The 23,063-nt window shown below is 41.1% G+C and carries 17 protein-coding genes and 2 pseudogenes; 9 read left to right on the top strand and 10 right to left on the bottom strand.

The window, feature by feature from the left end; genetic code table 11:
* Window positions 1–127 precede the first annotated feature (127 nt).
* Window positions 128–517 carry a hypothetical protein gene (locus IQ264_RS23285; RefSeq protein WP_193983339.1) on the bottom strand — a complete coding sequence of 130 codons (390 nt, stop codon included), beginning with the start codon at window positions 515–517 and terminating at the stop codon, window positions 128–130.
* A gap of 238 nt (window positions 518–755) precedes the next feature.
* Here IQ264_RS23285 and IQ264_RS23280 point away from each other — a divergent pair, with 238 nt between their 5' ends.
* Genes IQ264_RS23280 through IQ264_RS23270 form a run of 3 tightly spaced genes read left to right on the top strand, consistent with a single transcriptional unit; the run spans window position 756 to window position 8,413 of the window.
* Window positions 756–2,069 (top strand): Fis family transcriptional regulator, encoded by a 1,314-nt coding sequence (locus IQ264_RS23280; RefSeq protein WP_193983337.1) that lies wholly within the window; start codon window positions 756–758, stop codon window positions 2,067–2,069.
* Window positions 2,062–5,589 (top strand): hypothetical protein, encoded by a 3,528-nt coding sequence (locus IQ264_RS23275; RefSeq protein ID WP_193983335.1) that lies wholly within the window; start codon window positions 2,062–2,064, stop codon window positions 5,587–5,589. The genes IQ264_RS23280 and IQ264_RS23275 overlap by 8 nt, the downstream gene beginning before the upstream one ends.
* Window positions 5,579–8,413 carry a pPIWI_RE module domain-containing protein gene (locus IQ264_RS23270; RefSeq protein ID WP_193983333.1) on the top strand — a complete coding sequence of 945 codons (2,835 nt, stop codon included), beginning with the start codon at window positions 5,579–5,581 and terminating at the stop codon, window positions 8,411–8,413. Before IQ264_RS23275 ends, IQ264_RS23270 begins: the two co-directional genes overlap by 11 nt.
* 216 nt (window positions 8,414–8,629) lie before the next feature.
* On the opposite strand, the pseudogene IQ264_RS23265 reads toward IQ264_RS23270, so the two are convergent.
* The 3 genes and pseudogenes from IQ264_RS23265 to IQ264_RS33135 form a co-directional block, all read right to left on the bottom strand.
* Window positions 8,630–9,831 (bottom strand): annotated as a pseudogene (locus tag IQ264_RS23265) (IS1380 family transposase).
* Window positions 9,832–10,054: 223 nt separating this feature from the next.
* Window positions 10,055–10,831, bottom strand: coding sequence for a DegT/DnrJ/EryC1/StrS family aminotransferase (locus tag IQ264_RS23260; RefSeq protein WP_193983331.1), 777 nt, complete (start codon window positions 10,829–10,831; stop codon window positions 10,055–10,057).
* Between the two features lie 155 nt (window positions 10,832–10,986).
* Window positions 10,987–11,226: a hypothetical protein gene (locus IQ264_RS33135; protein ID WP_228061753.1), complete on the bottom strand. Its 240-nt coding sequence runs from the start codon at window positions 11,224–11,226 to the stop codon at window positions 10,987–10,989.
* Window positions 11,227–11,668: 442 nt separating this feature from the next.
* On the opposite strand from IQ264_RS33135, the gene IQ264_RS23250 reads away from it, so the two are divergent.
* Window positions 11,669–14,308, top strand: a complete 2,640-nt coding sequence (locus tag IQ264_RS23250) for an MGH1-like glycoside hydrolase domain-containing protein (protein WP_193983329.1) — start codon at window positions 11,669–11,671, stop codon at window positions 14,306–14,308.
* A gap of 158 nt (window positions 14,309–14,466) precedes the next feature.
* On the opposite strand, the gene IQ264_RS23245 is transcribed toward IQ264_RS23250, so the two are convergent.
* The 3 genes and pseudogenes from IQ264_RS23245 to IQ264_RS23235 form a co-directional block, all read right to left on the bottom strand.
* A complete protein-coding gene (locus IQ264_RS23245) occupies window positions 14,467–15,372 on the bottom strand; it encodes a class I SAM-dependent methyltransferase (protein WP_193983327.1) in 906 nt (301 codons plus the stop codon).
* A 170-nt stretch (window positions 15,373–15,542) separates the two neighbouring features.
* A pseudogene (locus IQ264_RS33740) lies at window positions 15,543–15,725 on the bottom strand (glutathione S-transferase family protein); the annotation flags it as partial.
* A 143-nt stretch (window positions 15,726–15,868) separates the two neighbouring features.
* Window positions 15,869–17,350 (bottom strand): MFS transporter, encoded by a 1,482-nt coding sequence (locus tag IQ264_RS23235; protein ID WP_228061751.1) that lies wholly within the window; start codon window positions 17,348–17,350, stop codon window positions 15,869–15,871.
* A gap of 73 nt (window positions 17,351–17,423) precedes the next feature.
* Here IQ264_RS23235 and IQ264_RS23230 point away from each other — a divergent pair, with 73 nt between their 5' ends.
* From IQ264_RS23230 to IQ264_RS23210, 5 genes are all read left to right on the top strand, one after another.
* Window positions 17,424–17,945 carry a hypothetical protein gene (locus IQ264_RS23230; protein ID WP_193983326.1) on the top strand — a complete coding sequence of 174 codons (522 nt, stop codon included), beginning with the start codon at window positions 17,424–17,426 and terminating at the stop codon, window positions 17,943–17,945.
* A 371-nt stretch (window positions 17,946–18,316) separates the two neighbouring features.
* Window positions 18,317–18,877 (top strand): GNAT family N-acetyltransferase, encoded by a 561-nt coding sequence (locus tag IQ264_RS23225; RefSeq protein ID WP_193983325.1) that lies wholly within the window; start codon window positions 18,317–18,319, stop codon window positions 18,875–18,877.
* Window positions 18,878–18,904: 27 nt separating this feature from the next.
* Window positions 18,905–19,606, top strand: a complete 702-nt coding sequence (locus IQ264_RS23220; RefSeq protein WP_193983324.1) for a methyltransferase family protein — start codon at window positions 18,905–18,907, stop codon at window positions 19,604–19,606.
* 20 nt (window positions 19,607–19,626) lie between these two features.
* Window positions 19,627–20,889, top strand: a complete 1,263-nt coding sequence (locus IQ264_RS23215) for an FAD-dependent oxidoreductase (RefSeq protein WP_193983323.1) — start codon at window positions 19,627–19,629, stop codon at window positions 20,887–20,889.
* Complete coding sequence (locus IQ264_RS23210; RefSeq protein ID WP_193983322.1) at window positions 20,883–21,053, top strand: hypothetical protein; 171 nt, start codon at window positions 20,883–20,885, stop codon at window positions 21,051–21,053. Before IQ264_RS23215 ends, IQ264_RS23210 begins: the two co-directional genes overlap by 7 nt.
* Before the next feature lie 14 nt (window positions 21,054–21,067).
* Here IQ264_RS23210 and IQ264_RS23205 read toward each other — a convergent pair whose 3' ends face one another.
* The 3 genes from IQ264_RS23205 to IQ264_RS23195 form a co-directional block, all read right to left on the bottom strand.
* A complete protein-coding gene (locus tag IQ264_RS23205; protein ID WP_193983321.1) occupies window positions 21,068–22,390 on the bottom strand; it encodes a PAS domain S-box protein in 1,323 nt (440 codons plus the stop codon).
* A 57-nt stretch (window positions 22,391–22,447) separates the two neighbouring features.
* Entirely contained in the window at window positions 22,448–22,729 is a 282-nt protein-coding gene (locus tag IQ264_RS23200) for a GNAT family N-acetyltransferase (protein ID WP_322744792.1), read from the bottom strand.
* 220 nt (window positions 22,730–22,949) lie between these two features.
* Window positions 22,950–23,063 (bottom strand): transposase (locus tag IQ264_RS23195; RefSeq protein ID WP_193977657.1); only part of this gene is annotated, 114 nt, incomplete at its 5' end.

Below are 23,063 nucleotides of genomic sequence, written 5' to 3'. Positions count from 1 at the left end.
TGATTTCTGCGCTAGCAGCTTCTGGGAAAAACGGTGCGATTGCTGCAATGATTGTTTGGTCTGTTGCTGCTATTTCGGCTGTTAACGGTAGCTCTTGACCTTCTAGTTTCAGGATGTATTGCATATTCTAAAATAGAGTGAGTTGAGTACTTTTTTGAATTGGATATTTTGGCATTTCTGGTGGATTGTTGCTTTGGTTTGCAGTTGTTTCAATTATTTGATTTTTTGCTTTTTCCCTAGTCTTGGCTGCTGCTATTATTTGAGGTAGAGCTTGTTCTAACTTCTGGCAAATTTCTTGTAGGGGAATACCTGTTAACAGTTCCCTTAAAGTACAACTAGATAAAAGTGGTACTTCTCCTTTTATCCCCGCACTTAAAATTACTTGCCGCTGATTATCATCTTCTGTTGTTGGTAAGATTTGTATTCTTACTAGCAAGGTACTCTTTCCCCAGTCGATGCTATTGCTTTGACTTTCTAAATTGTTTGGTTCCTCTTGAATGTTTTCTTCATTTTTCATTGGCACTAGTTTTCTATACTTTTGTCTTTTCTCTTAGGGCGATAGCCCTTGTAGATGTTTCATTCGTTACACACTTGCTAGATTTACCCCTATCCCCAACACACTACTGTCTCCTTACTGGGTGATGAATAAAATGGAAACATTAGAAACATTATAGAAACATTGAAAAATTTTATTGACCCTTTAGCAAATGGGATGCCAGAATGGGTCGCATACCTTGAGGAAAGGAAAGTGTTCGATGAAAATCACCAGACATCGAGACAAAATCCTAGAGGCGCTGCGAGAATGGTTTCGCATCCACAAACAGGGGCCGACTCTGGAAGAACTGTGCCTAGAACTAGGAATGCAACCGCGTCAGAAAGCAACGCTGCAACGTTGGTTGCAGACAATGCGAGGTATTGACCTGGAATGGGAGGATAATGCCGCCCGCAGTCTGCGCTTACTTTCCAACGACCCAGAAGTTGAACCGGGACTCCAGATATCCGTAACGGAAACCTTGCGATATCTGGCGACAGGACTGTGTGAGTGGGAAAAGCGAGATCTCGAAAAGAGAATGCACATTCCAAAAGCCCTGCACATTGGAATGTCTCGAATGTACCTAACATCCTTATTGCAAGCAGATGAACAAGTACCTGCAAACCTTCCAGAATTTTTTGAGTGGGCGAAAAATCCGGTTGTAGAGTGGAAACCTGTAACTGAAATGAAAAACCTTTCACCCGAAGTCACCCTCATCGAAGATGGGTTAGTGTCCGACTTCGCTACCCAATGGCAAGTTACAGGTTCTGACGTGGAAATGCAAGTACAGGAAAAAATACTGCAAGATGTTCTGGAATATTGCCGAGGACATCAACTAGAAGAGCCATATCGCGCTTTTCGCAAATTGATTATTGAACATCCTATCCTTCCCTATTCAGAATATCGCCGCCTTTTGTCTTCCTCTCAACTTAGACCTCTGCGTGATTTCTTAATCCAAACTTACATTGATTTAGTAGATTTAGCAGAAGAAAATACTTATCATTTTTGCCCTCGTTGCAAATATGTAATGCGCCGCCGTCGAGACGGAAGTCATAGCTGCCGAAACATGACTTGCGATCGCCTAAATGCTACAGTTAATCTGCCACCAATCCAATCAATTCCCAAAGATAAAGCAGAAACTTATAAAGCTGTTACCCCTGGCGTTCATCGATATGGAACAATTCCCGGACTTGCAGAAATGAAACTAGCAGAATCGCTCACTAAATTGGGAATTCGGGTTACTCTTTGGCCGGAAATCGATGAATTTGACTTACTTGTAGAGTTTGGCAGAAAAATTAACTGGGCGATTGATGTCAAAGATTGGTCTTATTTAGATGAAGAGCGGTTGCAGTCAGTACAATATCGCCCTGATGCAACAGAAACCTTTATTGTATTTCCAGATGAGCGAGATGACTTATTAAGAATCAAGGTAGTACGTCAACAAATAGAGCCATTATTAGGCGGCGTGCGCTTAATGTTGATGAGCGAAATTATCGCACTGGCTCAAAAAAAGTTGGAGAAAAAGAACAATGCGTGATACATCTCGCTGGAGCCAAAAATTGCGTAAAGCCTTACGTGAATCAAATGACTTAAAGGATTATATAGCAGAGAATTTACCTGATGTTGATACACAAGTAAGAAAACAAGAGGCTAAACGACTTACAAGACTTATTGCTGAAGTAGAATTAGGGCTAACTTTGTTGAATAAAATTGCTTCAAAAGAACCAGCTATATCAGTTTCAGCACTACTTTCGGGTTATCGGTTTCCGGTGGCAGTACTTTCTGATGATAACTGGCAGCTTGTTCAAAAAGCGCGTTTTTATCTCCTGCGTCGCAAGGGTAATCAGTGGGAGCGGAGTCTCTGGGAATATATTAAAATTCCTGAAACTATCAGAATATTTAGCTTAACGGATATTAATGATATTCCTCTACTAATTCCCACGAGTATCTACCCTACTCGCTTTCGACTTTACGAGACAACTTTAGCGACAACACCCACACATGAAAAACGAAAAATTAAACTAGCATCTGCTGGCTATTGGTATGCCAAGATTTCTCACAAAGGTCATACTCCTGTAGAAGTTCCTATCAACATTCCTGAAGTTGTAGCTAATCTGAATCTATCATCAAATGTAAGATTTCATCAAACGCGACAAAAAGATAATCTTTGGCAAACTGTCACTAAAGAAGAGTTGCTAATTTCGGCTCAAGAAATGGATAGTAAATTAGCCCAATTGGGCTATGAACCAGAAAATTACCATAGCCGACTGCAAGGAATTAACTTGCGTCTATACAACCAATCAACTGATGATTTTTCTGAAAAAAATGAAGAACTAAAATTAGAGAAATTAATTCATATCGTTGGTCTATTGAATGTGGGTAAATCAACATTGTTAGAAATTCTGATTTACCACCTAGCCAAGCAAGGACATCGCTGTGCCTTAATTGTTAATGATGTAGTGGCACAAGTGCGTCTGGCTTCTCTATTTTGGCATGGATTGGGGATTCCGGCGGCTCCTATTATGGGAAGCGATCGCTTCCAACAATTAGAAAAAGCCTACGAACCAATTCTAGCTACAAAAGGAGAGGAAATTGCTCAAGGAGCCACTCATCCAGCATGGCGCTGGTTTAGTCCTGTCTGCCCATTACTAGCTTTAGTACAATCACAAGAAAAATGGGAATTTGGTTCGGAACCTTGTCATAATCTTTATCAAAAAGTAGTTGGTGGCAATCAGAAAGATGAAATAGATGACGAAGATTTGGATGATTGGGAGGAAGAGCAGACTAAAGATAAATATAAATCCTGTCCTTTTTATTACAAATGTCCGCGCCATCAATTAGAAAGAGATATTGCACAAGCTTTAGTTTGGGTGTTAACTCCAGCTAGTTTTATTCATACTCGCACTCCCCCACAACTTTTTGCAGAAAAACTTACTTTTGCTGAAGCTGTTTACCGTGAATGTAACTTTCTTTTTATTGACGAAGCAGACCGGGTACAAGTGCAGTTTGATGAAGCTTTTGCACCAGATGAAGTGTTAGTTGATGCTTCGGGAAACTCATTATTAAATCAGTTGGGAATCAAATTCGCTAATACGATTTATAATTCTGATCGTCGTACCCTGATATCTGAACTGATAGCAGTAGCAAAAAAAGCAAATGATTGTGCTCAAACTGCTACTGATATGATTCTTACTAAGCTGCACCATCAACCAACACTAGTGGAATGGTTGGGTTCAACTCCGTTTACAGGTCGTTCAGTGTTTGCTCACGTTATTCGCGATATTCTCGACTCTCCCCCTGAAACAAACAATGAAGAAACTCAACGCAAACTCAGCCGCACTGAACGTAGTCAAAACCGACAAAATCGAATTGAAGCGGGTTTACCTCCTGTGGAGGAACGTCAGCGCCGCAAACGGTTAATGCAGATAATTGAGGGTTTTTTGCAAACTCCTTTGGATCATCGAAAGGGTGGAGAACTTTCAATCCTTGCCTCGATCTTATTAAATGTTGAAAGTGAGCGAGTAGCATTAGCTGAAGTGGCAAATTGGTTAGGTCGATGGCTAGAGTCCCAAAATATTTCGCTGACAGATCAAACGAAGTTTGAGGAAGCGACGCGCCACTTGCACTTTGCAATTCTCCTGACGGTGTTGGCTAATCGGTTGGGCTTTTTGGTTGACCATCTGAATGCGTTAATGCGATCGCGAGTTATCGACTTGCATGACACCAGCCTATCCCTTGTATATCGCCCACCTCGCGATTATTTGCCGATCGTACCATCTGCACCAGTTGGGAACATTCTGGGCTTTAGATATACACGCGATCGCGCTAGTAACTCTGGTGGCAAACTGGAGTATTTCCGCTATGTCGGAGTCGGTCGGTATTTACTGCTCAATTTTCCCACGTTGTTTGCTGTGGACGATTGGGATGGTCCGCATACGGTACTGATTTCAGGAACTAGCTATGCGCCGGGAACTCCCGCTTATCACATCCTGAAAAATCCTACAGTATTGCTAGAACCCGCCCCTGATAATAACAAAGCTGGTGATGCTGGGATTGGCGAAAGTGAGTTTTCCTTCAAGCCACAACAGAGTGGAGGGAAATATATTGCCCTATCAGGACTGGCACCTGCTGTACGCAAAAAAGCAGCCGATGAGATGGTTAAGGCTATTTGTTATAGCCCAGGACAAGCCAAAAGCTTTCTCGATCTATTATTTGAGAGGTTAAAAGAGCTAGAACAGAAACATCCAGAGCAGTGGAGCGATCGCCATCGTTTACTGCTAATTACCAACAGCTACGAAGAAGCGGCATTGGTTGAGTCAATTTTAAAACCACTCTACCGCATCGAACACATAGATGGTATTGCAACACTCCGCCGTGACAATGCTCCTGCTGATTTAAAAGGCATTCGCCGAGGTAAGATTCGGGATGTAAACAAGCTTCCCACTCAGATTGTAATTGCACCTTTGATGGCGCTGGAGCGGGGTCACAACATTCTCAACGATAACCGTATCGCCGCATTTGGAGCCGCAGTCTTCTTGAGCCGACCTATGCCTGTTCCCGATGACTGGCAAACTACGGTTCAGCAACTCAACAATTGGGCGCTCCAGAAAGCAGAAGACTCCACTCTGTACGAGGCAATAAATAGACGCGGTGAACCTTTAACGCTGACGAATGTAGAAAGCGAATTCTATAAATATGCAGTGGCGAAGATGCTCGACTTAAACTGTAGAGCGATGTCCTTCAAACAATTGACCGATGATGAGCGTTCTATACTTTGTTGGACTCAGTTGGTAAGTATTTGGCAAATTATCGGACGTTTGGTAAGAGGTGGCGTTCCCTGTATCGTGCATTTTTTGGATGCAAAGTTTGCAGAAAAATCAGTGAGAGGTGAACTTGATAGCGAAGTTACCTCATTGTTAGTCGGCATTATCAAAGAACTTCAACTTGAGGTTGAGGGGAAAGGAAAACGACCCTGTGAAAGAACACTTGCGCGCTCGCTCTACGGAGCTTTCTTAAACGCACTTAAAAATACAAAGGATTTACGCTATGGCATTTAAAAATATTCTCCTTGGAACTTGGGAACTGAATCAGGATGTGGAGTATAATCTTTTTTCCCTAATTGTTCCTACTGCATGGCAGCAAGTGGCTAAATCTCTTGCACAAGCGCGTGTCAAGCTGCTTGGTAAAGGTTATCCATCTGTGCCTGTTTACTCTCTTGACCCCCTGATAAACGCTAGTTTCCCAAACATTATTCAGACAATGCGTAATGGGTGGAAATATCCTAGCTTACCTTGGATATTAGCAACAGAAACTGCCGATATTAGTTACTTACCTGATTTAATTAAAGATTGGTTGAGGGAAGAATTTAACGAGTCTTTAGGAGATGATGAAGTTGAGTCAAAACTCAACACACTTGACAATGAAGCTTGGCATTGGGAAAAGGAGCCGACTAATTACTCAATCTGGCATCAACCAGAAAATCGAAATATTATCGATGTTCGTTTCCAAGCACTTCCAGATTATCTGGCTAAAGAATTTCTCAAAAACCCAACCATCTGTTTTGAAGGCAATGTTCAATATCAATTAACTTTCTATCGTGTTCTTAGCCTAGACAAAGGTTCTGAACTAATGTCTTGGCCTCCTCAAAGAGTTCCACTTATTAAAAGAAAGGAAAAAAAGGATCTAGAAGTAGGTGAAGCTTATATCTCGTTTGTCATTAGTTTTAAACTGCAAACAGTTCCTTGGCGTAATGAACCGATTATTTACCATCAACTTTCAATTCGGCAATGGATTGAGAAGCCTTTCGATAAATTTCCTTACCAAAGTGCTACTGCTTATATTGGTGATAATCGTCGGTGGTTAGATGGGGTTGAGCAACCATTCTGTTTTATTCCTTTGCCTCTCAAGCAAAAAGGAAGGGAGCCAAGATGGTCAAAAGCAATTAGCGAACTTTTAAAAATTAACGACTCTCCACTTCCTGAACCTAACAATTTAGCTGATGAACCCAAGTATAACTGGTCAGAATTTGGTGAAGAAACAAGTGGGATACAAGTGGCGATCGTCTACAATAACTACTGGGGTAAACTCCCTTGCCTTCGCGGTGTCAGTCCACTAGATTTAGCTAGCCTTGACCAAGCTATTCAAAATAAGATTGAGCAAGAAAATTTTCCCCTTCGCCGAGTGGGTAATGCATTTAAAATTTCCGGTACATATATACCTTTCTGGGAAAGAGGAAAATCTCAGAAAAAAAGCGATAAATCACCTAAAAAACGTGACCATTTATCTACTCCAACGCTGCGCCCTTCTCTCGTCACATCCGCAGTATTTAGAACCAAAGAAAATTCACCCCATACAATACTTATCCTTTGGGAAACTCAAGAATGTCGAGATGCACTCATTGCAGAAATTTGCGAAGTACTGAACCTATCCCAAAAAGGTGAACCTCAAATTTATAAAACACTTTCCGAAATCCAAGGAGAAGAAATTCTTTATGAAAGCTCATTAGGGAGTTTACGAATCAAAACCCAGCACGTTCAAGATTTGACGCAAAAGCTCGATCTTGAACATCCATCAGTCAAAGGCAAATCCCGTCAACAGCAACGGATTAATTTACTTAATGAACGCATTCATAAAATTACTTCATTTCTCCCCAAAACGGATGGCAAACTTAGTGGTGCATTAATCGAAATTAGACCAAAGAAATCCTTTTTTCCACCAGAGTCAGACCCAAAATTAGCATTAAGAATAGGAGTTATGCAGGCTGGTTATGTCAATCAGCACATCCACCCATTAACTGCTCAAAATAAAAAAGATGAAGAATATAAAATTAGAAACGCTCCTAATCGAGTTCAAAAAGCTGTATCTGATTTACTACGACAATTTGGGATTCTGCCTGCTCCTTTAATTGACCCCCAAAAGGATGGTATCGATTCAAATCTATGGCTGACTTGCTTTTATGTCCTACGTCGAACTCGAAAAACGACAGCTAGTGATATGCCTTCTACTGTTGCCTTAATGGTACGAGTTAACCCAGTTACAGGAATTGTACAAGTCACTACTCCTTCTTTATTCCTAACTCATGGATGGGTCTCATATCCAGTAGGACTTGGATACCTCATCACTGAAAAATGGGATTCGGATTCTTATATTGATGAAACAACGCTTGATAGTAGCGAAGAACAGTTCTCTAAGGAAAAAAGACAAGAACAACAGCTTATTAATAAATTCGTTACTGACTGTTTGCGTGATTGTTTAAATACATCAATTGAACTGGAAAAACCTTCCCGCGTACTCTTCATGGTGGAAGCACAAAATGCGCGAAAAATGCTGACCTGGCTGCAAAATCCTCAACTGCCAGCCAACGCTTTACCTGATGAACTGAAGCGGTACATGACAGAATCAGAACAAAGTCGTTTGTTAATGGTACGGTTACGAGTAGCAACAAATGGTGAAGTTCCTGTTGGGATTGTCAAGGATTCTCCTGGCAGCCGAATCAGTGCAGGTGGTGTTTTCTGCTGGCAAGATGTGTGCGACGGTGAAAAAACAGTGCTGTATTTAAGTATAAGGAAGCTTCTCACTACTGAACAGGATGTATTACGTCAGTCCCAGTCTCGGCTTGATAATGGTAGCAAACAAGCAGCCAATCCCAGGCTGTTAGAAATTGCTGTTGTTCACTCTCCAGAAATTGACCCTGACAAACTTGCTTGCTTTGTTCATCATCTCAGAGACCGCTGGCCTTATTTTGCAGATCATGTTTCTCTGCCATTTCCCTTTCCGTTTGCTACTTTAGCTTATGAGTATGCGGTTAGTGCTAAGGATACAGTGAAATTAAACGGTTTTGAAGATTCAGAAGACTCAGAGCCCGCATTTCTCACAAACTGATTCAAGAAGCTGATTTGGGGATGAAAAGTTGAAGTTTTTAGAAAACCAGAGATTGGGGAACAGTCGAAAGAGAAAATTTTAATTGAAATTCAACAAACCGTTACTAAATTGTCGGAAAAATCAGCTTTGCTTCAAATAAGCTCTCATGAGAAAATTGACTGCGTATATTGTCAGTCATTTCTGAGCTATGAAGTTGAGTAATTTAACGTAAAGAAATCAACCAGTATCTGGAATCGCTTGAATTCTATTATTAGCAATGGACAAAATATCTTGATAGGGACAAGCGCTGGTAATCGCAATTAAAATTCGTCTGACACTCACAGTAATTCTCGCTCCCAACTTCAAGAAATTCAGACGAATTGTGCCGACTGTTGCTTGAGAAAAAGAGGTTTTAGATAAACAATGATGCCGAAAAGCTTGCATTAAAACATAAGCTATTGATGAGAACCAAAGTCTTAATTGATTACTGTGAAATGTTTGGGTTGAAGTCCGGTCAGCGAATAAATCTAATTGTTGTTCTTTCAGGCGATTTTCCATTTCTCCTCTGGGACAATATTTATGGGTATAAAGTTTTGATGGGGGGATTGTTGCAGCGGGTAAAGAGGTAACAACATGACGAATTTTTAAGCCTTCACTACCATAACAAACTTTAGTAACAACTCTTCTAGGACGACTCCATGATTTTTCTGTTTGGTAAGTTAAAGAACGATACCAAGTTGAACTAGGAACTAAGGTTCTGACTACTTCTAAATCTTCATTTTTCTCAAAGAAATTTTCCATTAATTCAACAATCGGTGAGAGTTTTCTTGAATATTCATTTTTAGCTTTCTCAATTGTATTGTTAGCTCTTAACTTTAATTGCTTATTAGTTGCCATCGAAGATCGCATATTCAACGCCATCCTGTTTTTCGCAGAAATTAAAAATTTCTTCCCGCGCATAAGCACTATCGCCCCGCACTAAAATTTGAGTATTAGGCCATTCTTTTCTAATTAATCCAATCACTCTTTGTAGTTCTTCTAATGCTCCGTCTGCTGGATCTACATTGGAAGAACGGAGCTTGGCTACTAATAAATGATGTCCAGAAAAAATATATAAAGGAGCGTAACAAATTCCTTGATAATAAGTATTGAAAAAAGCTGTCGTGGTCATTGACATCTTCATAACCTAAGACGAGTGCATAAATTCTTTGTGTGACTAATTGCTCAACTGGATAATTTATATAAGATAAATTTCTATAATCTTGAAAACAATCAGCGAATTGCTTGCTAATTTTTAACTTTTTATCCAACTCAGCTATTAAGATAATTCCAGCATCTGAGGTGATTCTCCCTCCCGAAAAATCAGCGATAATTTCTTGGCCTTTATGTTTTCCTAAATGAAGTTGGTTACTGGCTTTCTTTCGAGAATTAGAGGTCATAAATTGAGTAAAATTAGTTTTTTTACTCCTCAATTATAACAGGTTTTATTTATCTTATAAGTGAGGCTTAAATAATTAATTATTCTGAAAAATAGGAGTTGAATTTTCGTTTTTTCCATGTCTAATCCCTAAGAATTTTGTGTTGATATCGCTCTACACACTGTTGGATCTGGGAACTGGGCGAGCGCACGGATACACTCCTTATCCTGTAAGGCTTCTGCTGTTAGCGATCGCACATTTTGTGAGAAATGCGGGTAATATCAATATCGAAACCTAGCAATTTCATAAGCGATATTAGATGCACATAAACTTGGGGAATCGATAATACTTTTAATCCCCAATATTTCAATACTCGTTGGCAAAACCACAATTCGCTACGGCGGGGATATTCTGCTGCCAAAGTAACCATTTTTTCAGCTATCGTTGAATCTTGAATACAAGCAATAGCACCTCCCAAGGCAGTAGAAGATTTGATTGGCCCAAAACTAAACAAACTCATATCTACTGAAGATGCACCGCAATATTTAGTCCCACAAAATGCTTGAGCGCAGTCTTCTACTAAAAGTATTTGGTGTTTTTGGCAAGTCTCAATTATTGGTTCTAAATCAATAATTGAACCAAATAAATGAGCCACTACGAAAAGACGGCTTTTTGGCGAAATCAAACTTTCTAATAACTCAATATCAGGTGCTAGATTATCCAAGTCAATATTAACAGGAACTGGAATTAACCCATGATTTTTCACAATCTCCTGCATATCTCGAATATTAATAGCAATCATCAAAACTTCTGTTCCTTTGGGGAGATTGAGTGCTTGTAACCATAAATCAAAAGCTGTGCGAACCGAAAGTGTTACCAAAACTTGTTTGTGATTTTGGCTGAAATCTTGAAGAATAGATGGAGTTTTTACCAATGATTTATTGAGCCAAGAAAATAAGCCAAAGGCGAGGTCAGCAAAACTAATATCTAAATTTAATCGCGGATAAAGATAGCTTTTCATGGGATTAGGTATTTAAAATCTTTCGCTTGAGCGTTTGAATCGGAAACATCTGACTTCTCTACACCAGCTAATTTACGAGCAATCAAATCGGGAATTTGTGCTAACTGAAAATGCTGATTAAGCGTTACCTAGTTTTATCTTTTTTTAGTTCTGCATTAATCCCACCAGGCATATAATTTTTGAGAGCTTATTTCCATTTCATCACAACCGCGAACGAATCGCACAAATTCGCCTGCAAAATCCAAGTCTTTTACGCCGATAACTGTTATCGCATCAACAACTAAATCCGGTGTTTGTTTGCCAGGAAATGCTATGCCATCAAACGTTGCTGTTGCCCCATTTTTTTGGCATTTCTGTCCGAATTCGATAAATGAACCCACCCTCTGGAGTTGCATTAAAACTTGCTGATGGAGTCGTGTATCCCTGTTGAAGAATCTGCTGTAATGTTTCTCAGGACAAACCGCGAAACTTGATAGCATTCGGCGTATATTCAGCGATCGCTGTCCCCAATATTTCTTCGATATTTTCTACCATAAATTTAAAAATCGGTTGGAGTGCATTTTATTTTGGCTCTGACTTTTAAAAAAGCCTTCAAATATTGGCCAGAAAAATGAATTATCAATGAAATTTGCCTATCTCAAGAGATTGAAAGCGCGATTACGTCTTTTGAGAGAAGATATATGCTCTCAATTTATACAAATTAAAAGATAACGTTACCTATAAGGTTTATCCAAAAAATCTAATAAAAATTAATCACGGATAAACGCAGATTTACGCAGATAAAATTAACTTGAATAATCCAAATTTTTCCATAGCGTAACTACCCTGACTTTTTACATGAACGCCGAACAGAAACGCATTCAAGAAAATACCGAACTAAAAGCGCATTGGAATCGTTGGGGTTCGTATTTAAGCGATCGCCAATGGGGAACGGTGCGCGAAGATTATTCGCCCTACGGTAATGCTTGGGAATATTTTTCACAAGACCATGCTCGATCGCGTGCTTACCGTTGGGGAGAAGATGGATTAGCTGGGTTTTGCGATCGTCACGGAGAAATTTGTTTTGCTTTAGCTTTATGGAATGGCAAAGATCCCATTTTAAAAGAAAGATTATTTGGACTTACTAACAACCAGGGAAATCACGGCGAGGACGTTAAAGAATATTACTTTTATCTTGACAATACGCCCACTCATTCTTATATGCGCTGGCTGTATAAATATCCCCAACAAGAATTTCCCTATCAGCAATTAATAGATGAAAATGCGAAACGGAGTAAATATGAATGGGAATTTGAGTTGCTAGATACGGGAATCTTTGATGATAATCGCTACTTTGACGTAATGGCTGAATATGCGAAAGCATCTCCTGAAGATATCTGCATTCGCATCAGTATTACCAATCGCAGTTCGGAAACAGCAGCTATAGATTTATTACCGACTTTATGGTTTAGAAATACTTGGTCTTGGACGGGTAGCGACAAACAATGCCAAATAGCCAAAGTAGCCGATGGCGCGATGAAAGCTTACAATCAAAAATATGGCGAGCGCTATCTTTTTTGCGAAAACAATCCGCCGTTAATTTTTACGGAAAATGAAACAAATTATTATCGCCTCTACGGTACTCCTAATCCTTCTCATTATGTAAAAGATTCCTTCCATCAATTGGTTATCCATAAAAATCAAGAAGCTGTAAATCCCGATCGAGTTGGTACAAAAGCAGCCGCATGGTATCACTTACAAATTACTGGCACAGAAACCGCTATTATTAAACTGCGGTTTGTGGATCGATATCTCGATAATCCTTTCGCTCGCGACTTTGAAAATGTATTAATTCAACGCCAACAAGAAGCAGATGAATTTTACGAATCAATCACACCAAACCTTGATGAAGATTCGCGCAATATTCACAGACAAGCATTTGCCGGATTATTGTGGAATAAGCAGTTTTATCATTATGATGTGGAAACTTGGTTAGCAGGAGATAAAGCAGAACCAATACCACCAGGACAGCGTTTGAACGGTCGCAATCATAATTGGCGATCGTTATATGCAGAAGAAGTTATTTCGATGCCAGATAAATGGGAATATCCTTGGTTTGCTGCTTGGGATTTAGCTTTTCATTGCCTAGTTATGGCACTAATCGATTCTGATTTTGCCAAAAGACAATTATTATTATTAACTCGCGAATGGTATATGCACCAAAATGGTCAATTGCCAGCTTATGAATGGGCATTTGGAGATGTAAATCCCCCCGTACAAGCATGGGCGGCGTGGCGAGTTTATAAGATTGAAGAAAAACGCACAGGTAATGGCGATCGCGATTTCTTAGAACGAATGTTTCACCGACTCATGCTTAATTTTATCTGGTGGGTAAATCGGAAAGACCCCAAAGGTAAAAATCTTTTCCAAGGCGGGTTTTTAGGATTAGATAATATAGGAGTATTCGATCGCAGTAAACCATTACCGACAGGCGGTTATTTAGAGCAAGCTGATGGTACGGCTTGGATGGGAATGTTTGCGCTAAATATGCTAGCTATTTCCCTTGAATTATCTCGTGAAGATAAAGCTTATGCAGACATGGCAATAAAGTTTTTTGAACACTTTATGTACATTGCTGATTGTATCAACCATGTCGGTTATAACAATATTGCTCTTTGGGACAAAGAAGATAATTTTTACTATGATGCCTTAACTTTAGCGAACGGGCAAGAGTTTTTACTCAAAATTCATTCGATGGTAGGACTAACACCCTTATTTGCTGTTGATACTTTAGAACCCGAGCTGTTAGAAATAGTACCTGGATTTAAAGAGCAGCTAGATTGGTTTTTGCAGAGTCGTCCTCAGTTAGCTAAAAATGTTGCCAGCATGGAAGTTAAAGGCGTAGGCGAACGCAGGTTGCTTTCAATTACCAGTCCTGAAGAATTAGAACAGGTATTAAAACGACTATTAGATGAAAATGAATTTTTATCTCCTTATGGTATTCGTTCTCTATCTCGGTATCACTTAAAAAATCCGTTTATTTTTAATTGGGATGATAGCCAATATCAAATAGATTACGAACCAGCAGAGTCCACTACAGAGCAATTTGGCGGTAATTCTAATTGGCGCGGCCCAGTTTGGTTTCCTCTAAACTTTTTATTAATTGAATCTTTACAGAAATACCATCACTATTTCGGTGATGATTTTAAAGTTGAATGTCCGACTGGTTCGGGAAATCTGCTGAATCTTTGGGAAGTTGCGGCAGAGATATCGCAACGGCTAACGAAAATTTTCCGGCGCGATAGCAATGGGAAAAGACCTGTTTATGGAGGAATAAAAAAGTTTCAGCAAGACCCCCATTGGCGCGATTTAATTTTATTTTACGAATACTTTCACGGTGATAATGGTGCGGGTTTGGGTGCAAGTCATCAAACAGGTTGGACAGCGTTAGTAGCAAAGCTCATTCAGCAACTCAATACTTATACCAATTCTCTGTAAAGATCCGCTTAATAAAAGAGGTAAGTAGATTAGTATTTAATCCTGGGAATAGATCGTAGAATTTAGCCGATAACCAAGCTGGGAATGGGGTAAAGACGAGATCCGGATACTGTTGGCGAAACATTTCTTAAAACTTATAACCCTTAGTCTACTGATGCTTATTCTTCATCAATGTGGTCAAAAACTACCATTGGGATGAATTCGCCAACAGTATCAGAAATTAAGTTGGAGTTGCCATACTTAACAAAATCTTGCACACAGGACATTCGATAAACACCACCAGAGTAGTAATTCTGGTGAATCCATCGTGCGAGTTGTTGGCGAGTAGGTCTGTTCGGATGGCGTTCCAATGCGTCAGAAGGAACATCATTCATCATGAAAATGGCTATGCCTAACATCATCTCCAGAGATGTACAATTCACCCATGCCTGTCGTGTATCTACCTCAACCGAGATGTTGTTCTGACGACTATACTGCCAAGCGAAGTGCTGAAGTTCCCTGACATACTCTCGTCCCAGGAATTCGGCTCTCATTCTTTGAAAATCGGAATGTTCGCTTTCAAAGACCTCGACTAGGCATCCTCCAGGTGCTAACCATGAGAGCAGGCGGTCAGTGTTGAGGAACCACTCTTCTGTTGGGATGTGATATTTTACGTGAGACTCTATAACCAAATTTGCTTTGGGAAGTGACGGTGGCGCACCGAGAATTGTTGTTTGATAGAGATTTTCACGCGGAATCAACCTTAAAAGTTCGCTTTTGAAAGCTGGATTGGGTTCAATAGCAATACATCGGTGAAATGTTGATAGAAAGTGGGACATAAGCTCGCCATTGCCTGACCCAGCATCAATTAACACATCGCGAGTTTTTAGTTGGGGTAAAAGCTCTCGACTAAACCAATCCCATATCCGTTCCTTTTGATCTGTGTGTTTTAAAAACCACAAGAAATAATTTCGATAAAGTTGGTTTTCATACCGAAAAACTGGAATCAGTTCTTCACCTTCTTTGTCATTTAACAGACAGCCCTGGAGATTGTTACCAACTGGTGTACCAAAAAAAGTAGACATGGCTACATCTCCTTTTTTTCACTTGGAGCTGAAATTTTTTTCCCTACTTAAATTTTAGTGAGAAATCATGGCTAATTTTCTTAAATAAACGCGATATTTAGCAATTATTTATGATTTAAGAAAACTGTTTTCACAGTAACTACGGAAGAACCAAGTGAACCAGGTGTAATTTCATCCAAGTACTCGCAAATCACGGCGGATTCAAACAACACTTGATCACCTACTTTCAATAAGGGAACTTTGCCTAATGGAGAAATTTGGCGAAACCAATCTGGCTTATTAGATAAATCAATGTAGCTGCGTTGACTCGATCGGGAATTATAGACATCCCTAAAAACTGTCAAAGCTTTCATTAGAAAGAATTTATCAGTCCTAAATCCTTCACTAAATTTTTTCCACACATAATTCTTTGAGCAAAAACATCATTTAAGCTCATGTGAATTGCGTTTGATAGTAGTCAGAGGAGCGCAAGAGTCGCTGGCAAGCTATCGGCGATCTATTCACGATCTTTTGAGATTGGCTCGACTGGGCGCGATCGTGTCTTTCGGGGTTGCGATCGCCATAAAATAAACATTATAGATGTGGCGATCGCTAACACAGCAGCAGCAATTTTGAAGGTAATCTGCACCCCGAACACAAGGGAATCAGGGGGCGCATTCGTCACGTTAGTAGTTGAAGATTGCATCAGCACTATTCCCGCAAAAATCGCTCCTAACAGAGGGACACCCGTAGTTTGACCTAGCGTGCGGGTGAGGGACAGCAAACCAGAGGCAATACCGAGCCGTTCAGGTGGCACCGAACCCAAAATAGCACTGTTATTTGGGGATTGAAACATCCCCAAACCAATCCCAAAAGGGGCAACGCGCACTATGTAATCAATATCAGTCATTTGAGAGTTAAAGGTGCTGATACTCAAACATCCAATTACCATTAACCCTAAACCAATCAAGCTAATAATTCGGGTACCGAAGCGGTCGGATAAATTACCTGAAAACGGAGCGACAATGCCTCCTAGTACGGGAGATACAGCCAGTAATAATCCAACGTGGGGAGTGGGATAGTGCAACACCAGTTCCAGAAAGAAAGGAATAATGAAAATGGTTCCGGCAATCACAATAAATACCAGAACTCCGGTGAGCAAACTGAGACTAAACTGAGGGTTGTGGAACAAAGACAAATCCACTAAAGGAGAAGTAATCCGGGATTCTTGCCAGAGAAAGATTACTAGACCAACGATCGCGATCGCCAGCAACCCCAGCGTTATTGGATTAGTAAAACCTGCATCCTGTCCGTGCGTCATACCCAAGGCAAAGGCAGTTAGAGCGATCGTCATTACTACCAATCCAAACCAATCAAACTTTTGTCGGGTAGCTTGATAGTGACTTGATGGTACACTACGAGCAACCACAAAGCTGGCAAAAATGCCAATGGGTACATTCACCAAAAAGATCATCCGCCAGTCAGACAACCCAATCAGCAATCCACCCACCGTTGGGCCAAGAGCAATACCTAACGATACCACTGCACCAATAATACCCAATGCCCGTCCCCGCTCAGAACTGGGAAATGCTTCCGTTACCAGCGCTGCTCCCAATGCTGAAATCATTACTGCTCCCATACCCTGAAGGGCGCGAAAGCCAATCAGCCAACCCACCCCAGGAGACAGTCCGCACAGCAGCGAACTGATGGTAAACACAATCAACCCGCCCAGATAGAGGCGTTTCTTGCCGATCATATCTCCCAGTCGCGCCGCCCCCAACACTAGCGCTGTAACCACCAGCAGGTAACTTAACACGACCCATTGAATAGTAGCAAAGGTGGTTTGGAATACCTTAACTAAAGTTGGTAGGGCAATATTGACAATACTGGTGTCTAGAGTGAACATTAAAACACCCAACCCAACACCTAACATAACCCACCATTTGGCAGAGGTTGGCTCAGGCGAGGGTGAAAATTCAGGATGTGGATGAGAACTCATGAGTTGGATTTGACTTGTGAATAATAGTTAATGTTGAACTGTTACTATTAAAGCAATCTGTCAATGGAAGAATATGATTATCCCAAAATTTAATCAAATCAAATTAACCTTATTGAGCTTAAGCAGTTTAGTGATTCTGTTGGGTACATCCGGTAACTGGATGCCAAAATCATTCTCACTTTCGCCAAAAACTCTGGCCCAAAATGTTCCAGATAGGACAACATTGGAACAACAAAAGGCGGCTGAAGTCATTCGCCATTATTATGACGCGATTAATCGAAAAGATTACAAAAGCGCTTATGCAGATTGGGCAGGACGAGGCGCTGCTAGCGGACAATCCTTTGAGGATTTTAAGAAAGGTTTTGCCAATACTGCATCGGTTAGGGTAAACATTGGACAACCTGGTATTATCAATGGAGCAGTAGGTTCATTATATATAGAAATTCCAGTCACAATTACTGCTACAACTGTTAATAGAAAAATTCAACGTTTCGCAGGTAGCTATACCTTAAAACGGATTAATGATGTTCCGGGATCGACTCCAGAACAGCGGAGGTGGCATCTTTACTCAGCAAAAATTACTTCAGTTAGTTAATCTTTTGAATTTGATTGAGTCATTTTATTAAAGGTTTAACCAGTAAACTAATTCTAATTTCAGCAGTAAAATGGCACCAGAGAAATATTTATAGCCAATAGGAAGTAAACAATCGCACTCAAGCAGTAGCTAGAGCTAGAGAATGACGAACTTTATCATAGTTAAACCGTAACTTCTCAGACTTAACCTTTTGGCTAGTGAAACAATAGAGCGATCGCGCCATACTGGAATCAAACACTGATTCAATAGATCGATGCTAACTCAACAGATAGCGGGAGTAATGCTCTGTCTCACCTTTTAAGTTAAGCAATCTAATTAACTTGCTTAGTTGCTTTAACTAACTTGGCAATTTTTTAGTTGAGGTACTGACAATGGAAATCGTCACTAAAAGATTTCTTCTGAGAGACTTTAACAAAGAAGACGAGCCTGCTTTTTTCGCCTATCATGCCGATCCAAAGTATGCTCAGTTCTGTACGCCACAAGAAGTAGCACCTAGCCATACCCGTGAACTTCTCAGGCTTTTTGGGCAGTGGGCAGCCGAACATCCCCGACTTAATTATCAGCTGGCTATTGTCGATCGTCGTTCCTCTGGAGAGTTAATTGGTTGTGCTGGATTACGCCGTGAGGGATATGATGCCGAGCGAGCAGAATTAGGCATCGAGTTGGCACCTCAATTCTGGGGGCGTTACGCATACACAATTGAAATTGGGAAAGCTTTAATTGAGTTTGGATTTCAAGAATTAAGCTTAAAAGAGATTCGAGGTGTTTCCGTCAGTGCAAATGTGCGTGTTACCCGTTTAGCACAGAGGTACGGATTCGTTGCTGTTGGCACAAAACCTGGTTCTGATTGGATAAGTGAGCGGGGATGGAAGCAAATTGAATGGCAGCTTACCAGGGAATCCTGGGAAAGTTTATCAGCAATTACTTGGTGATGTACTTATTAACAGGAAGGTCGAATTATGATCTCAGAAAACAACAAACTATCAGCAGTTCAGATTATACTGGGTTTAGTTTATCTTATAATGATTCCGGTATTAACTCTCTTTCTTTCCGGTGATTGGTTGTGGGTGGAAGGATGGATTTTTGGAATTTGGTTAATCGTTATTTCTGGAGTAACTCTAACTTATTTAGTTCAAAAAGACCCAGAATTACTCAAAGAAAGGTTTAAGCAGCCAGGATCTGACAACCAGAAAGAATGGGATAAATATGTTATCTATGCACTTGAATTGCTATTTTTGGCTTGGATTGTCATCATGCCCATAGATGCCAAAAGATATGAATGGACGATCGACTTTCCGTTCTGGTTAAAGCTTTTGGGAGGGATTGAATTATTAATTTCCTTTTTCTTTTTGTACCGCTCCTTTACGGATAACACTTTTTTATCACCGATGGTCAGAATCCAAACTGAACGAAAACATCACGTTGTCTCCACAGGTGTTTATGGTATTGTCAGACATCCGATGTATTTGGGAGCTATATTTTTATTTATTGGCACACCACTATTGTTAAATTCTCAATATGGTTTGCTAATTGGTGTGGTAGTTTCACTTCTTCTAGTTGCCAGAATTTTTGGAGAAGAAAAGACGTTAGTTGAAGAATTAGCTGGTTATGAAGATTATAAAAATCGAGTGAAATATAGACTGATTCCTTTAGTTTGGTAATGTTTTTGGAGTTTTAAAAGATGACACCTAACTCTATTTCCGGTCAAGAATCCTCTACCAAAGAACATGAGCAAACCTCTCATTATATTATTGATGATGTACAGGTTGATTGCTGCATTGTGGGTGGAGGGCCTGCGGGTGCAGTTTTATCATTGCTGTTAGCGCGTCAAGGTATTGCTGTAATGTTACTAGAAGCGCATCGAGATTTCGATCGCGATTTTCGCGGCGATACCCTGCAACCCTCTGCAATGGAAATTATGGCTCAGATGGGATTAGCCGATCGTCTACTACAATTACCTCATACTAAACTGCAAAGCGTTACCCTCAGAGGGATTGATGGCAAGATAATTTTCTCTCCCAGCTTTTCTGGTCTAAAAACTGATTTTCCTTACGTTACAGTCATGCCTCAAGTACGCTTCCTTGATTTCATTGTGGCAGAAGCGAAACAGTATCCCAGCTTCCAATTGGTTTTAGGGGCAAATGTACAGGAGTTGATTGAAGAAGATGGTGTGATTCGAGGTGTCAGATATCGGGGGCATGGGGGTTGGCATGAAGTCCGCGCACAGGTGACAATTGGGGCAGATGGTCGTCATTCTCGACTGCGAGAACTGGCAGGATTAAAAGCGATTCCCACTTCAGCACCGATGGATGTTCTATGGTTTCGCTTACCACGTTTACCATTCGATCCAGAGGGTTTAAATGGACGAGTGGGACAAGGACGTATGGTAATATTGCTCGATCGATCGGAGCAATGGCAGATTGGTTATATTATTCCTAAAGGTGAGTATCAGCAGGTACGAAAAGCAGGTTTAGAAACTCTGCGTCAACACATAGTTGAGATTCTCCCAGAGTTTCAAGAACGAGTACAGCAGTTGCAAGATTGGCATCAAATTGCTTTTCTTTCGGTAGAATCGAGCTATGTTCGCCGCTGGTATCGTCCGGGACTACTGCTGATTGGGGATGCAGCGCACGTTATGTCTCCTGTTGGTGGAGTGGGTATTAACTACGCGATTCAAGATGCGGTAGTGACTGCAAATCACCTCAGTCAACCGTTAAAGAACAAACAGGTAAAAGTCAGTGATTTAGCAGCAGTTCAGCGACAACGACAGTTACCAACTCGCTTTATTCAATTCTTTCAATCTTTGGTGCAACAAAATCTGATTCAGAGTGCGTTGAATAATCAACCGTTGCAACTACCTGCATTTTTAAAAATGCCAATTTTGCGAGATATTCCCCCCCGGATTATTGGTTTTGGCTTATTTCCTCCTCATGTAGAATGCTAGGAATTGCTCGATGTCCAACAAATCGTTTATCTATTTGTATTCCACAAACAATTCCAGCTAATTGGCAGCAACTTCAGAATCAGTGGGAATATGCTCACGCTACTAACTTTGTTTTTACTTTGGCAGGCTTGGGTGCATTACTTTTTTCGGATATTATTGAGTGAACTAAAGTAGAAAGTTAGGTGCGTCCCAACAAGGTGGCGATCGCTCTAACTAAAATTTCCGGTTCCACAGGTTTTGTGATAAAACTTTGAAATCCGACCTGAAGTGCGCGATGTCGATCGATCTGTGCGGTATATGCAGTCAGTGCGATCGTGGGAATCATTCCACCTTGCTCAGTGGGGCGCGATCGAATTTGCCCAAGCAGCATATAACCGTCCATTTGGGCCATTCCAATATCACTGATCAAAACATCAGGAATCGATTGCTCCAACGCTTGTAACGCTTCTAGGCCAGAAGCAACGGCTGTCACTCTGGCTCCACTTTGTTCCAGTAGAAATGCTTGAAACTCACGGGTATCTGGCTCATCATCAACTAGCAAAATGTGAATGCCTTCTAGTGGCAATGTTGCGTCAGTTTGGATCTCGACAGGTTCAGAAACGATCGATCCTACCCGCATCGCTGGTAATTGGACAATGAAAGTTGCACCTTGCCCTTCACCTTGACTCTGTACCCGCACAGTCCCTCCATGCAGTTCGACAATTTGGCGTGCGATAGCTAATCCTAATCCCAATCCACCAAACTGGCGCGTTGTTGAACCATCCTCCTGTCGAAAATATTCAAACACATAAGACAAGAATTGCGGATTAATCCAGCGGGCTTCACTCTCCTGAAGATTTGCTTCGGCTCGTTTGCGATCGCTAATATCAATGATGAACTCAACGCATTCGGCATTCCATCCGCTCCCCTCAAGTCGCGTTGGTGAAAACAGCCCCCACCAGCGCGAACCGTCCTGACGAACCATCTGCTTTTCGTAAGGTGCACTTTCCCCCCTTGTCGCCAGTTTCTCGGCAGTACAAGCCGTCACCTCCCAAAATTCCGGGGCGGTTAAAACTCGCCAGTTTGTCATGTTGATTAGCTCATCCCGGCTGTAGCCACTCATCCGCAGGAAGGCATCGTTCGCATCTGCAATCTGCCCATTGAGATTAAAGAACAGAACACCAACGGTTTCGATCGAAATAGCTTTTTGTAGCCGCTCTTCCGACTGGCGCAGTGCTTGTTCTGCCTGTTTGCGCTTGGTAATTTCAGTAAACAGGATGGCAACCCGTCGCTGCTGGGGCGCTCCCGTCCGATACGCAGAAACCTCGAACCAACGACCCCATGCCTCGGCATGAATCTCCCGATGTGCTGGTATGCCCGTCAGCCCCACCGTTCCGTAAAACTCATACCACTCTTCCTCAAGCTCAGGCGCAACTTCCCGTACCGTCTGTCCTGTCAAAAATATCTCGCGTTGCTGTCCCGTCAGGCGCTCAAACTGCGGGTTGATTTCTATTTTAAACACTATATTAATTACGTAATTGCTGATAAACTCTCCCAGGAGTCTCTAATAAGCTGCCATTCAATTTGGATTCCACCCCCGCTCACTTATCCAATTAGAACCAGGTTTTGTGCAAACAGCAACAAACCCGTACCTCTGTGCTAAACGAATGACACGCACATTTGCACTGATGGAAACACCTCGGATCTCTTTTAAGCCTAATTCTTGAAATCCAAACTCAATTAGAGCTTTCCCAATTTCAATTGTGTATGCGTAACGCCCCCAGAATTGAGGTGCCAACTCGATGCCTAATTCTGCTCGCTCAAACTTTCGTCGTTTGGGGTAGCGAAATCTTTGACAGATCCACCCGCAGCTAGATGACGAATTCTCACTGTGAGTAAAAGGACAACGATACTGCTTTTCTTGAATGCCCGATAGGGTTCAGGGGGCGACAAGCGCCCCCAAACCAAGACAGGTAAAGGGTTTCCTGGCGTAAACCCGGTGAAAAAATTCCTGGCTTATTGACAACAGACTCTTCGTAGAGAAAAAAGTCCCAAATTGTGATAAATCGGTTCTTCCGTACTTACTGTGCTAAATTATTAGGGAAGTGCCAGAACAATAAAGCTCTTAATTCAAAATTGCGGAAATTCCTAAAGCCAAATCCACAACGTTTGAGTAATTTCAATTTATTATTAAT

This window comes from [Phormidium] sp. LEGE 05292 (assembly GCF_015207735.1).
Lineage (GTDB): Bacteria > Cyanobacteriota > Cyanobacteriia > Cyanobacteriales > Aerosakkonemataceae > Floridanema.
Note: the sequence above shows the minus strand (reverse complement) of the source record. Positions and strands in the feature narration are given on the sequence as shown.

Coding starts and splice junctions, on each gene's coding strand:
- IQ264_RS23285 (WP_193983339.1), bottom strand. CDS start 517: ATGAAAAATGAAGAAAACATTCAAGAGGAACCAAACAATTTAGAAAGT.
- IQ264_RS23280 (WP_193983337.1), top strand. CDS start 756: ATGAAAATCACCAGACATCGAGACAAAATCCTAGAGGCGCTGCGAGAA.
- IQ264_RS23275 (WP_193983335.1), top strand. CDS start 2,062: ATGCGTGATACATCTCGCTGGAGCCAAAAATTGCGTAAAGCCTTACGT.
- IQ264_RS23270 (WP_193983333.1), top strand. CDS start 5,579: ATGGCATTTAAAAATATTCTCCTTGGAACTTGGGAACTGAATCAGGAT.
- IQ264_RS23260 (WP_193983331.1), bottom strand. CDS start 10,831: ATGAAAAGCTATCTTTATCCGCGATTAAATTTAGATATTAGTTTTGCT.
- IQ264_RS33135 (WP_228061753.1), bottom strand. CDS start 11,226: ATGCAACTCCAGAGGGTGGGTTCATTTATCGAATTCGGACAGAAATGC.
- IQ264_RS23250 (WP_193983329.1), top strand. CDS start 11,669: ATGAACGCCGAACAGAAACGCATTCAAGAAAATACCGAACTAAAAGCG.
- IQ264_RS23245 (WP_193983327.1), bottom strand. CDS start 15,372: ATGTCTACTTTTTTTGGTACACCAGTTGGTAACAATCTCCAGGGCTGT.
- IQ264_RS23235 (WP_228061751.1), bottom strand. CDS start 17,350: ATGAGTTCTCATCCACATCCTGAATTTTCACCCTCGCCTGAGCCAACC.
- IQ264_RS23230 (WP_193983326.1), top strand. CDS start 17,424: ATGATTATCCCAAAATTTAATCAAATCAAATTAACCTTATTGAGCTTA.
- IQ264_RS23225 (WP_193983325.1), top strand. CDS start 18,317: ATGGAAATCGTCACTAAAAGATTTCTTCTGAGAGACTTTAACAAAGAA.
- IQ264_RS23220 (WP_193983324.1), top strand. CDS start 18,905: ATGATCTCAGAAAACAACAAACTATCAGCAGTTCAGATTATACTGGGT.
- IQ264_RS23215 (WP_193983323.1), top strand. CDS start 19,627: ATGACACCTAACTCTATTTCCGGTCAAGAATCCTCTACCAAAGAACAT.
- IQ264_RS23210 (WP_193983322.1), top strand. CDS start 20,883: ATGCTAGGAATTGCTCGATGTCCAACAAATCGTTTATCTATTTGTATT.